A 12573-nucleotide genomic window follows, 5' to 3' on the forward strand; every position below is an offset into this window, starting at 1 on the left:
GTTAAATAAATTAACATAAATTCCAATAATCGATAAAATGCAACAATTGTTGTTAAATAATTATTAAATATTAACAAATTAAAAACAATCATCAGAAAAAACCTGTTTTTATTATTATATTATTGATTTGTAATGTTTTATTTGTTTCTTAACTCGTTGATGTTGATTTAGTTGTGATAGATATGTGACCACTAGGTAGAATAAGCTGTAACAGAAAAAAGGCTAACATTTTTTAAGTGTTAGCCTTTTGTGTGAATTATTTAAAAAGAAGCGTTAATCGATAATCATCTCCGGAATATCACCTTCAATTATTAAATTTGCTTCAGTTGAAGCAATAATATGCTCTACCGAAACTCCGGGAGCGCGTTCTAAAAGTTTAAAACCTTTTGGAGTTATTTCTAAAACAGCCAATTCGGTTACAACTTTCTTTACACAACCAACACCAGTTAATGGTAAGCTGCATTTTTTTAATATTTTAGATTCGCCAGCTTTGTTTACATGCATCATGGCAACAATAATATTTTCGGCAGAAGCCACTAAATCCATTGCTCCACCCATTCCTTTTACCATTTTACCTGGGATTTTCCAGTTGGCAATATCTCCGTTTTCAGAAACTTCCATAGCACCAAGTATAGTTAAATCTACTTTTTGGCTACGAATCATTCCAAAACTAAGAGCCGAATCAAAGAAACTAGCTCCAGGAAGCGTTGTAATAGTTTGTTTTCCTGCATTAATAATATCAGCGTCTTCTTCTCCTTCAAAAGGAAAAGGTCCCATTCCCAGAACGCCGTTTTCGCTTTGAAATTCAACGTCAATTCCTTTTGGGATATAGTTTGCTACCAATGTTGGTATTCCGATACCTAAATTCACGAAATAACGGTCTTTAAGCTCTTGTGCAATTCGTTTTGCAATATCTTCTTTTGTTAACATATCTTTTTAATGTGTCAATTTTTTTAATGTGCCAATTAGTCAATTTGATAATTAGAAAATTTAAAACATTCTGTAGAGAATTATCTAATTGTCTTATTATCTCAATTATCTAATTCTTCACTCTAACAGTTCGTTGCTCAATCCTCTTTTCAAATTTTTCTCCTTGAAAGATACGTTGTACCATGATTCCGGGAATATGAATTTGATTTGGATCTAATGTACCAACTGGAACTAGTTCTTCTACTTCGGCAATTGTTATTTTTGCTGCACCAGCCATACAAGAATTGAAGTTTCTGGCTGTTCCTTTAAAGATAAGATTTCCAGCTTCGTCGCCTTTCCATGCTTTTACAATAGCGAAGTCAGCTTTGAAGGCATGTTCCATAATATGCATTTTTCCGTTGAACTCACGAACTTCTTTACCTTCGGCAACTTCGGTTCCGTAACCTGCAGGCGTGAAAAAAGCTGGAATTCCGGCTTGTGCTGCACGACAACGTTCGGCTAATGTTCCTTGCGGAATAAGTTCTACATCTAATTCTCCTGAAAGCATCTGACGTTCGAATTCGGCATTCTCACCTACATAAGAAGAAATCATTTTTTTGATTTGCTTTTTTTGCAATAATAATCCCAAACCAAAATCATCGACACCTGCATTATTAGAGATGCAAGTAAGACCTGAGTTTTCTGTTTTTACCAATTCGGCAATAGTGTTTTCTGGAATACCACATAAACCAAATCCGCCAAACATAATTGTCATGTCGTTTTTGATTCCCTGAATTGCTTCCTGAACTGAGTTGACTTTTTTACTAATCATATTATTTGTCTTGTATTGACGTATATTTTTGATAAAAATACCAATTTTAGATTAAATTATAACGATTTCGTAAAAAATAAATCTACAAGTAATTTGTCTGATATAATTTAACAACGATTGTGATTAACCGCATAGGGAGCTATCCCGACGCTTCGGGATACGCAATCCCGAAGCGTCGGGAGCAAAGTTTTTAAATCCTTTTAATCTGAGTAATCTGTGGCAAGGAAATTAAGCGCAAAGTTCACAAAGACAAAATCGCAAAGTTATTTTATAGATTAAGCTTTGTGCCCTTTGCGGTAAATCTTTTATTTCTTGGATTAATCTACAATCAATTTGTTCCAAAAAAAAATCCTTTTGCATCTTCCGAAAATTCAGAAGTTACAAAAGGATATTAATTATTTTAAAAGCGAACTTAAACTACAGTTCGAATTCGTCTGTGTTTTGTTCAGTGTCTGTTGTGTCTTTTACTTTCGGTGCAGAATAACAATCTACTTTTATTTGAAGATTTGCAGGTCTTTCGAAATCAGATTTAGATACTTGCAAAGCAGGGTCAGCGTAACAAAGTTTCATGAAATAACCCCAAACAGGTAGGGCAGCAGTTGCACCTTGTCCGTAAGTAATACTTTTGAAACGTGCCGAACGATCTTCACAACCTACCCAAACACCAGTAACTAAGTTCGGAACCATTCCCATAAACCAACCATCAGATTGGTTTTGTGTTGTTCCTGTTTTACCAGCAATTGGATTTCGGAACATATATGGATATCCTGTCCAACGCTTATCACCGCTACCACCACCTTCAGTACGTAGTCGTGAACCCGAACCACTTTCGGTAACCCCTTGAAGAAGTTTAATTACGGCAAATGCGATATCTTTATTCAGTACATCATGAGATTCTGGAATTGGCTCGTAAATTACTTCGCCACTTTTATTTTCAATTCGGTTTAAGAACTGTGGTTTTACATAAACACCTTGATTTGCAAATGTGCTATAAGCAGCAACCATGTCTTCAACAGTAATTTCAACAGCACCTAATGCGATTGAAGGTTGTACCGGAATTTGAGATTTTACTCCCAATTTATGTGCTAGTTCAACTACAGCTTCTGGACCAACACGGTCAATTAATTTAGCCGAAACCGTATTGATAGAGTTTGCTAAACCTTGTTTTAAAGTAACCATTCCGCGGTATCTGTTATCCGAGTTTCTTGGTTCCCAGTCAGCAGTAACATGATGACGTCCTTTATGAATCATAAATGGACCATCTAATATTGAATCACAAGGAGACATATTTAGTTGCTCAATTGCAGCTGCGTAAACAAATGGTTTAAATGTAGAACCTACTTGTCTTGCTCCCTGACCTACGTGATCGTATTGGAAGTATTTGTAATTAATTCCACCAACCCAAGCCTTAATGCTACCAGTTTGTGGTTCCATTGCCATTAAACCAGCTTGTAAGAAGTGCTTGTAATAACGAATAGAATCCAGAGGAGTCATAATCGTATCTCTTTCACCTTTCCAGGTAAACACAGTCATTTTTGTTTTTTCGCTAAATGACTTTATGATTTCTTCGTCACTTTTATCGGCAGCTTTCATTACTGTCCAACGGTATGAAGACTTCATCGCTTGGTTTATAATTCGTTGCGTTTCGGCTTCAGAAATATTAACGAAAGGAGCATTTTTATTTGTTTTAGATTGTTGGAAAAACTCTTCTTGTAAGTTTTTCATGTGTGCAGCAACAGCTTCTTCAGCATGTAATTGCATTCTGGAATCGATAGTCGTGTATATTTTTAGACCATCTTTGTAAATGTTATATTCAGTACCGTCTGGTTTTTTATTTTCGGCTACCCATTTTTTCATGTAGTCACGTAAATATTCTCTAAAGTAAGTTGCAGTTCCTTCACGGTGACTTTCTAGTTTGAATTTCAATGAGATAGGAAGAGCTTGTAATTTGTTTTTTTGGTCGTTAGTAATCATGCCCGCTTTTTCCATTTGCGAAAGCACAACATTACGACGGTTTTTAACTCCTTGCGGATTTCTTACCGGATTGTATAAACCTGAATTCTTGAACATTCCGACTAATATAGCCGATTCATCCATTGTTAAGTCTTTTGGTTCTTTAGAGAAGTAAGTTTGCGCAGCAGAACTTACCCCAACCGAATAATTACCAAAATCATATACGTTGCAATACATTGCAATAATTTCATTCTTAGTATATTGTCTTTCTAAACGAATAGCGATAATCCATTCTTTTACTTTTTGAACAATTCTAAAAGGCAAAAATTTAGATCCTTCTCCGTGAAATAATTGTTTTGCTAATTGTTGTGTAAGCGTACTTGCACCTCCGCTAGTTCCTAAACTAGCAATAGCTCTTAAAGTTCCACGACCGTCAATTCCTGAATGTTCGTAAAAACGCTCGTCTTCGGTTGCTACAAGTGCTTCAACCAAGCTTTTAGGTAAGTCAGAATATTTTAATTGTGATCTGTTTGTCTGGAAATATTTCCCAATAACAACTCCATCAGAAGAGATGATTTCGGTAGCTAAATTAGAATCTGGATTTTCTAAGTCTTCAAATGAAGGCATAGAACCAAAAATTCCCCATGAAGCAAATAAGAAAAAGGTAATAACACCTAATAAACCATAGCCAAAAATTTTCCAAAAGGTCTTTTTGTAATAATTGATGTCTTTATCAGTTTTTGTTGGATTGTTTTTTTTAGCAGCCATATAAATCTATTCTAATCTTTTTTTTCAATTCTAAAACCTACATCAGTTATTCCGTCAAGTTGTTGTACTCCAGGAACTTTTCCTGATTCTCTAACTGCTTGTTTGATATGAACTTTGTATTTTCCTTTAAACTTAACATCCTCTTTATAAAAGAGTTTGCTTTCTTTTATATCTGTAAATCCGTTCCCCATTAAAGTTCCGTCTGGATGTGCCATTTGGTATTCAAGAGTATCTACTTTTGTAAATCCGCTTTGGGTTTCGATAGCAACAATTAAAAATATATTGTTGAAGGGAAAATTGTTGTTATCTCTCAAATTTACAAACAAATTGTATCGTTTGGTCGAATCTAATTCGGGTAAGTCGAAGGTTACAATGCTGTCTTTATGCCAAGCATCTCCAACAGATTTGTATTCATCAAATACTCTTTTTTTGTCGCATGAAAAAAGAAGTATAGCCACCAAAAGAAGAATCCCGCTATTTTTTATTCTCATTTTTTGTAATAATTATTGGTTTTCTAGGGCCAGCTGGTTTTTTATCGTTCGCAGCATTATTGTTTGGCTTATTGTTATTATTGTTTCCAGCTGGTTTATTGCCTTTTGGATTTTGATTCTTTGGTGCTTGATTGTTGGGAGTAGTTGCAGGAGCCGCAGCTGCAGCAACATTTTCGCCAATAGTTTTGCGTTTTTTAGTTGGTTTTTTCTTTCTTTTTGGTTGGTCAAAACGAGTTAAGCTTTCTTGACCCATAGCATTATTGAAGTCTTTTTCAGGTTCTTGAGTGATTTCTATTGCAAAATCTTCAAGTGAAGAAACTCTGTTTTTGAGTTTGTTTTCGGCTATGATTTCTTTTACCTGATCAATTTTTAAAACATGCCAGTTTGCGAAGTTATTGGTATAAGCAAACCACATTAATCCTTTAAAAATATCTTGTTTTTGGCAAATTGCATCGCCTTTTTCAGTAACTAATTTGGTGTCGTAATCAGGAAAATCTTTAAGAGCATCCATGTAAGTGTCTAACTCATAGTTTAAACAACATTTCAATTTTCCGCATTGTCCTGCTAGTTTTTGCGGATTCAACGATAATTGTTGGTATCGTGCTGCTGAGGTGTTCACACTTCTAAAATCGGTTAACCAAGTAGAGCAACACAATTCTCTTCCGCAAGAACCAATTCCTCCTAAACGCGCAGCTTCCTGACGGAAACCAACTTGTTTCATTTCGACTCTTGTACTGAATTCTTTAGCAAAATCTTTGATTAAAAGTCTAAAATCGACTCTGTCATTTGCAGTATAATAAAAAGTAGCTTTTGAGCCATCTCCTTGAAATTCAATATCCGAAATTTTCATTTCTAGTTTTTGAGCTATCGCTAATTCACGAGCGCGAACTTTCATCGGCTCTTCTTTTTCGCGGGCTGCCGACCAAATATCGATATCTTTTTGAGAGGCTTTACGGTAAATTTTAGGAACTTCATTGCTAGTAGGACTAACTCCTTTTTTCTTCATTTGAATTTTTACTAATTCGCCTGTAAGAGTTACAATTCCTATGTCATGTCCTGGAGATGCTACTGTTGCAACGATATCTCCAATACTTAAAGTTAATTTATCTGAGTTTCTAAAAAATTCTTTTCTACCGTTCTTAAAACGTACTTCAACACAATCAAAAGGAGCTTCTCCGTTAGGCAAACTCATATTCGAAAGCCAGTCAAAAACCGTTAATTTATTGCAGCTATCGGTGCCGCAAGTCCCATTATTTTTACAACCCTTAGGTGCGCCACCATCAGAAGTTGAACAACTTGTACATGCCATAATTTTATATGTAGTGTCGCAATAAATGCAACTTAAGTTCTTAAAAAAGATTAATGTGTAAAGATAGTATTTTTTTTAGTTTGCTTTTTAATGGATTAACACTAATGCTACGTTAAATACAAAAGACAGTCGTGTTTAAGAGAAAATTAGTGGTTTTTATGATATTATGAAACTGGATTTATCAAGAAAATTCGTTTGTTATTTATTTATCTTGCTTAAAAGGACTTATAGTTTGATGGTGGTTTTTTTTGAACAAAAAACTATTCTGATTATTCTTAAAAAAAAAATTTAAGCTTATATTTGGTTTGTATTTATAGGTTTTATATTAAAAACTTAGCTTTTAGTGTTGGTTAAAAAACAAACAAAATATCCCTCATTGGCACGAATTATTAGTTACTGGAATGCAAATTATTATTTTGCTGTTGAGCTCATTGTCAATATTTTCAAAAATCATCAATCTTTTTATATTATTTAGAACAAAAACCATGAACAAATTATTTTACGTTTTATTCGCAATCCCTTTTTTTATTAGTTGTACGAATAAAAAGCCTTTAGATCAAAAAAACATAAATTCAGTTAAAAAAGACACAACTATTGCTAGCGCTGTAGCTGTGGAAACACAAAAAGTGTCTGATTTAGATATATATAATGTTAATTCAATTTTTGGCGAAAAAGATACTATTGCGCTAATATCCTTGTCTGATAAATATCAATTAAGTGAACATAAGGATTCTCTTGCTATTCCTGATGTTAAAAAATTAGGAGAAAAAGAGGCTCAATATCTAGTGTTGAATTCGACATATAGAAACAGAATGCTATCTAAAATGAAAATTTCAGAAAAAGATAGTGTTTATGTTTACGATTATGCCACCAATATTGTCAATGCATTTTCTGTGAAATCTCTACAAGTAGTAGCTGCTATAAATGTATACGGGGCAGATTGGCCTTATTCACAAGACGATTATATGATTGGATTTGGACTAGATCCCAAATTACTAAAAGGATTTGATTCCTATTATTTGAATACTTTGGTTTGCATTGGTTCAAAGAATCCTTTTGCAATGAAGCAATTGAAAGCTATAAAATGGAAAGAAACAGCAATTACTAAGGTGCCTGTTGCAGCTATAAATCCAGAATATAATGATTTGATAAAAACGGCAAGTAAAAAAACGGCTTATAGTTATAAATCAAACGGATTTGAATATTTTTTACAGGATTATATAAATGAAGAAACAGTATTGTTGAGAAGGTTGATTGTTAAAGAGGAAAAAACAAACAAGATCGTTTGTGATAAGTATTACCGTGAGAGCGAAGGTGGCTCGTTTGCACAATTAAACGATAATAGTGAGGATAAAGAAGTTAATCAATGGACTGGTAAACTGTTTAAGAACAAACCAGAGGTAGTTTTTGGTTTTGTATACGTTTCTTTCGGTTGCCCAGGGATCTCATTCTTAGATAATAATGAACCTGATGTTTTTTTAAATTGTGATAACAGACACTAATTTAATCTTATAAAAAAAAGCCCTATTCTATATCAAATAGAATAGGGTTTTCTTTTAGGTTTCCTTTATTATGATGATTTTTATTGGACAATCTACTTGATTTAAAGGGATTTTAATTACTCTAATTATGCTGCTCATTTGATTAAAAGTGAATACTTTTATAGATGAAATTATTTCAAATTTCATAAACATTCAATATCATACGGCCTTAATGAAATATTTATTCTTGCTCTTTTTGTTTACTTGTAGCGTTACTTTTTCGCAAACAGAAACAGATTCTATTCCGTACAATCTTATGTTTAAAGTTAATTATGCTCCAGAGTCCCTAAGTATGGAAGATATTGACTTTAGTAAAGAAAAGCCCAAATGCATATTCGAACTTAAAGGAAAAACACCTTTAAAATATTCTTTCCGTTTGCAGAATGACTCCATTGCATCCCTTTATCAATTTAAAAATAACAAATTAGAACTTCAGGAAAATGTCCATTATCAGCCATTCTTTTGGCATTTTGATAAGGATATGCTTTTCTCAAATTTTAAAATAGTTGATTTTGATAACGATGGAGACGAGGATTTGCTGTGCTGGGTATTCTCTAATGTAAATGGTAACGAATGGACTATCGTTTTTATTAATGACCAAACGCAACAAAAACTGTTTAGATTATATAATGCTGCTGATGAAACTGATATTTGGGATAAACCTAGATTTGATAAAGAAACAAATACGATACATACGGAACTTTATGGAAGTGCTTTTGGAACTTCTGCAGAAAGTAGTTATAAATTACAAAATGAGCTTACTGTTATTCCACTAACAAAACATTTTCAGAACAGAACAGGTAAGCATATGTATGATTATGAATATATTGGTAGAAACGCTAAATGGAAATTAAAATCTAAAAATAGAGTAAAGCAATAAAAATGAAACAAATTATAATTCTGATCCTTTATTTATTATGCAATACAGTTGCATTAAAAGCGCAAAGTGCCGATATTAAACAGATTGAGAAGGGTATAAAGCTCCAAGCGATGGAAGGGAAATATCAAAAAAAATCGGTAGACCTGAATAATGATGGGCAAACTGATATTATATATACTTACCAATGCGGAGAACCTAAATGTGTAGAAGTGTATATAAATATAGGTGGCACATATAAAAAAGTGATAAGCGAACCATTCGGAAGTAGTAAGTTGGATGAAACTACAAGCAAAAAACAATTGCAATTGATATTATATCATTGCTGCGGAGAAAGTCCCTATGAGTCCAGACGTTTATTTGGTTTTGGTAAAAATGCTGCGTTAGTAGAAGAAAACTATGTATTAACAAATGATGAATATGTTGAAGAAAAGAATGCAATATTGCTTCCTTCAGTTTATTTAGCGACAGCACGTTTTGTAAGCAATACTATAGATAATTATAACGTACGTTATTCCCCAACAATAAAAGCAACAGGCAAAAAAGGGGTTGACGATTTTGTTTTTACCTGTGAGGAAGGCACAAATATTATAGCAAAATTAAAACAAAAGTCAACTATTAAAGTACTTGCAGAGAAAGTTGAAGCGGTGCGTACCTGGCTTTTTGTAGAAATAGAAAAGACTGCCATTGCTGGCGAATGTAATCCCGTTAATTTTGATTTTAAAGACCAAAAATTGCGAGGCTGGATAAGTGGTAAATTTACTGAGAACATTGCCAAGAAATAAATTGCAAAATCATTAATGCATAAAAAAAGGAACTTTATCTGCATTGGTAAATACTAAGTTTTTAAATGGTATAAAAAAATAACGGACTAGAAATAAATTAAAAAGAGCCACAATTTTGTGGCTCTTTTAATTATAATAGGTAAAATATTTCTATGTTTCTTTAACCGTAATAATCTTTACTGGACAGGCTTTGGCGGCCAATTCGCAACTTTCGACAATGGCATGATTAGGCGATTTTAGAGTAAAAAAACCTTTTGCATTTACGGAATGTATTAAAACTGATTTTCCATCTTTTTTTGACATCTGAAAATGAACGGGATTCATTTCGACGCAATAATTACAGCCAATGCATTTGTCTCTTTGTAAAGTAATAATAACCATTACGCCTCTACAATTTTATATAATTTATCAGACATTCTGATTCTGAAAGGTAATTTGAAGGTACAATCATCTCCTTTTGTAGCTTTATCGGCTACAATGTCGTTTACGTACATTTCTTCAATTATCATTTCCTGAGCTCCGGTACTTGGGCCAGTTACAAGAATTCTGTCTCCAACTTTAATATCGTAAGCTTCAATTTTAAATTGCCCAACTTCAGCCTTTGGAAAGAAGTGAGTTCCTTTACCCACATAGACTTTCTTTTGGGTTGCTGCTGATCCAGGAATATCACTCCATTCTCCTAATTCTTGCCCAAGATAATATCCTGACCAAAAACCACGATTGTAAACAGTGTTCAATGCTTCCATCCAAACAGCGATTTTTTCTTTAGAGAAAGTTTTATCGTAGTAAGAATCTATTGCCTCACGATAGGTTTTTATTACCGTTGCTACATATTCGGGAGCACGACCACGGCCTTCTATTTTAAGAACCTGAATTCCAGAATCGATTACCTGATCAAGAAAATCTAGCGTACACAAATCTTTTGGGGACATAAGATATTCATTATCAACTTCGATTTCAAAACCTGTTTCCTGATCTATAACAGTATATTTTTTACGACAGTTTTGCTTGCAAGCACCACGATTTGCCGATGAGTTATGAGAATGCAGACTCAAATAGCATTTTCCAGAAACAGCCATACATAAAGCACCATGTCCGAAAATTTCGATTTCGACTAAATTTCCGTTCGGACCTTTTATTTGCTCTTTCTCAATCTGTTCCGTGATACTTTTTACTTGGCGTAAGCTTAATTCACGACTTAAAACCATTGTATCAGCAAATAAACTGTAGAATTTTATGGTTTCGATATTAGTTACATTCAATTGAGTTGAAATATGTACTTCCATACCAATTGTTCTTGCCATTGCAATTACAGCTTGATCAGATGCGATTACGGCAGTAATGTTGGCTTCTTTGGCTTTGTTAAGCAATGTTTTTACAACCGATAAATCGTGGTCGTAAATAATCGTGTTCAAAGTAAGATAGCTTCGTACATTTTTGGTAGCACAACGATTGGCAATTTCTTGCAAATCATCCATAGTGAAATTCACGGTAGAGCGTGCTCTCATGTTGAGTTGTTCTACACCAAAATAAATAGAATCGGCACCATTATCTAGCGCAGCCTGAAGTGACTCAAAGCTCCCTGCAGGAGCCATAAGTTCAATTTTATTATTTGTTGTCATGATGTTAGTCTAAAATTTTATAGATTTTATCAGACAATCTAATTCTGAAGGGAACTTCAAAAGTAACTCTATCGCCAATTTTAGCAGTAGTAGCAGCTATTTCATTAACAATCATTTTTTCTAAAACCAATTCCTGATTTCCAGTAGTTGGTCCAGAGATTAAGATTGTATCACCAGCATTCAACTCTTGATTTTCGATAGTAAAAAGACCAACTTGAGCTTTCACATAATAATGTTCTGCTTTACCAAGAAGTACTTTCTTTACTTTTATTTTTTGACGAATATCGACTGATTTCTCCGCTGTAGCCAAAGAAGTATTAGCTAGTTCACCAGAATGTTTGAATTTCAAACTATCCGATTTTCCTTTTCTAAAAACCTTATTTCCAACTTGTTTTCCAGTTCTTAATCGAACCTGATCAACTAGTGGCATGTGTATAATGTCTAGACATTCTGTAGAGCAGCAGTTTTCCATTGCAGTTTTGCAATCATCACATTGAATAAACAACAAATGACATCCGTCATTCTCACAATTGGTGTGATTGTCGCAAGGTTTCCCACATTGGTGACATTGCGAAATGATATCTTCGGTGATTCTTTCGCCAAGACGATTATCAAATACAAAGTTTTTCCCGATGAATTTACTTTCTAAACCTTCAGCTTCAATTTGTTTGGCGTAATTAATAATTCCACCTTCTAATTGATAAACATTTTTAAAACCTTGATGCTTAAAATAAGCACTGGCTTTCTCACAACGAATTCCACCTGTACAATACATTACCAGGTTTTTATCCTCTTTATGATTCTTAAGTTGATCGTTAATTATTGGTAAACTCTCTCTAAAAGTTTCTACATCTGGAGTAATTGCTCCTTTAAAATGTCCCACTTCACTTTCGTAGTGATTTCTAAAATCGACAACAATCGTGTTTGGATCATCAAGAATTTCATTGAATGCTGCGGCTTTCAAGTGAACGCCTATATCTGTTACATCAAAAGTTTCGTCGTTTAAACCGTCAGCGACAATTTTGTGACGAACTTTAATGGTAAGTTTTAAAAATGAATGGTCATCATGTTCTACGGCTTCATTCAATCGTATGCCTTTCATGAAATCATAGATTTCAAGAGTTTCTCTAAAAGCCTCCAAATTTTCGGCAGGAATACTCATCTGAGCATTTATACCTTCGTTGGCAACGTAAATTCGGCCTAAAGCATCGAGGGTATTCCAGGCTACAAATAAATCATCGCGAAATTTTTTGGGATCTTGAATTTTGGCATACGCATAGAAAGACAACGTTAGTCGTTGTTTACCGGCATCATCAATCATGATGGCTCTTTCTTCTGCGCTCAAAGTGTTATACAGTTGCATGCTATAAACAGTTTTAAGTTAAGAAATTAAAATATGAATTCATTTTTTGAATTCGGGTGCAAATGTAGCCAATTTTTTGCGTTTTACCAATCAGGATTGTTTTTTGGGAAATAAATGGGTTTT

The 12573-nt window shown here is 33.8% G+C and carries 11 protein-coding genes; 3 read left to right on the top strand and 8 right to left on the bottom strand.

The window, feature by feature from the left end:
• Positions 1–273 precede the first annotated feature (273 nt).
• From AC3IPI_RS05870 to AC3IPI_RS05890, 5 genes are all read right to left on the bottom strand, one after another.
• A complete protein-coding gene (locus AC3IPI_RS05870) occupies positions 274–930 on the bottom strand; it encodes a CoA transferase subunit B (RefSeq protein WP_039118417.1) in 657 nt (218 codons plus the stop codon).
• A gap of 109 nt (positions 931–1039) precedes the next feature.
• Positions 1040–1741: a CoA transferase subunit A gene (locus AC3IPI_RS05875; RefSeq protein ID WP_086894711.1), complete on the bottom strand. Its 702-nt coding sequence runs from the start codon at positions 1739–1741 to the stop codon at positions 1040–1042.
• A gap of 417 nt (positions 1742–2158) precedes the next feature.
• On the bottom strand, positions 2159–4462 hold the full coding sequence (locus AC3IPI_RS05880) for a penicillin-binding protein 1A (protein WP_039113505.1): 2304 nt from the start codon (positions 4460–4462) through the stop codon (positions 2159–2161).
• Between the two features lie 11 nt (positions 4463–4473).
• Positions 4474–4953, bottom strand: a complete 480-nt coding sequence (locus AC3IPI_RS05885; protein ID WP_039113506.1) for a gliding motility lipoprotein GldH — start codon at positions 4951–4953, stop codon at positions 4474–4476.
• Positions 4937–6262, bottom strand: coding sequence for a PSP1 domain-containing protein (locus AC3IPI_RS05890; protein ID WP_489157739.1), 1326 nt, complete (start codon positions 6260–6262; stop codon positions 4937–4939). The genes AC3IPI_RS05885 and AC3IPI_RS05890 overlap by 17 nt, the downstream gene beginning before the upstream one ends.
• A 401-nt stretch (positions 6263–6663) precedes the next feature.
• Between AC3IPI_RS05890 and AC3IPI_RS05895 the strand changes: the two genes are divergently transcribed.
• From AC3IPI_RS05895 to AC3IPI_RS05905, 3 genes are all read left to right on the top strand, one after another.
• Positions 6664–7764: an oxidoreductase gene (locus AC3IPI_RS05895; RefSeq protein ID WP_489157740.1), complete on the top strand. Its 1101-nt coding sequence runs from the start codon at positions 6664–6666 to the stop codon at positions 7762–7764.
• A 148-nt stretch (positions 7765–7912) separates the two neighbouring features.
• Entirely contained in the window at positions 7913–8683 is a 771-nt protein-coding gene (locus tag AC3IPI_RS05900) for a hypothetical protein (protein WP_489157742.1), read from the top strand.
• 2 nt (positions 8684–8685) lie between these two features.
• On the top strand, positions 8686–9465 hold the full coding sequence (locus AC3IPI_RS05905) for a hypothetical protein (RefSeq protein ID WP_489157744.1): 780 nt from the start codon (positions 8686–8688) through the stop codon (positions 9463–9465).
• Positions 9466–9615: 150 nt separating this feature from the next.
• Here the strand turns inward: AC3IPI_RS05905 and AC3IPI_RS05910 are convergent, their stop codons facing one another.
• The 3 genes from AC3IPI_RS05910 to trhO are packed head-to-tail and all read right to left on the bottom strand — an operon-like array spanning position 9616 to position 12450.
• Entirely contained in the window at positions 9616–9846 is a 231-nt protein-coding gene (locus AC3IPI_RS05910) for a ferredoxin (RefSeq protein WP_489157746.1), read from the bottom strand.
• Positions 9846–11087: a peptidase U32 family protein gene (locus AC3IPI_RS05915; protein WP_489157748.1), complete on the bottom strand. Its 1242-nt coding sequence runs from the start codon at positions 11085–11087 to the stop codon at positions 9846–9848. Before AC3IPI_RS05915 ends, AC3IPI_RS05910 begins: the two co-directional genes overlap by 1 nt.
• Positions 11088–11091: 4 nt before the next feature.
• A complete protein-coding gene (gene trhO, locus AC3IPI_RS05920) occupies positions 11092–12450 on the bottom strand; it encodes an oxygen-dependent tRNA uridine(34) hydroxylase TrhO (protein WP_489157750.1) in 1359 nt (452 codons plus the stop codon).
• Positions 12451–12573 lie beyond the last annotated feature (123 nt).

The organism is Flavobacterium sp. GL_143 (assembly GCF_057834355.1).

What these genes read in the sequence shown, in the direction of transcription:
- AC3IPI_RS05870 (WP_039118417.1), bottom strand. Translation starts at nt 930, where the DNA reads ATGTTAACAAAAGAAGATATTGCAAAACGAATTGCACAAGAGCTTAAA.
- AC3IPI_RS05875 (WP_086894711.1), bottom strand. Translation starts at nt 1,741, where the DNA reads ATGATTAGTAAAAAAGTCAACTCAGTTCAGGAAGCAATTCAGGGAATC.
- AC3IPI_RS05880 (WP_039113505.1), bottom strand. Translation starts at nt 4,462, where the DNA reads ATGGCTGCTAAAAAAAACAATCCAACAAAAACTGATAAAGACATCAAT.
- AC3IPI_RS05885 (WP_039113506.1), bottom strand. Translation starts at nt 4,953, where the DNA reads ATGAGAATAAAAAATAGCGGGATTCTTCTTTTGGTGGCTATACTTCTT.
- AC3IPI_RS05890 (WP_489157739.1), bottom strand. Translation starts at nt 6,262, where the DNA reads ATGGCATGTACAAGTTGTTCAACTTCTGATGGTGGCGCACCTAAGGGT.
- AC3IPI_RS05895 (WP_489157740.1), top strand. Translation starts at nt 6,664, where the DNA reads ATGCAAATTATTATTTTGCTGTTGAGCTCATTGTCAATATTTTCAAAA.
- AC3IPI_RS05905 (WP_489157744.1), top strand. Translation starts at nt 8,686, where the DNA reads ATGAAACAAATTATAATTCTGATCCTTTATTTATTATGCAATACAGTT.
- AC3IPI_RS05910 (WP_489157746.1), bottom strand. Translation starts at nt 9,846, where the DNA reads ATGGTTATTATTACTTTACAAAGAGACAAATGCATTGGCTGTAATTAT.
- AC3IPI_RS05915 (WP_489157748.1), bottom strand. Translation starts at nt 11,087, where the DNA reads ATGACAACAAATAATAAAATTGAACTTATGGCTCCTGCAGGGAGCTTT.
- trhO (WP_489157750.1), bottom strand. Translation starts at nt 12,450, where the DNA reads ATGCAACTGTATAACACTTTGAGCGCAGAAGAAAGAGCCATCATGATT.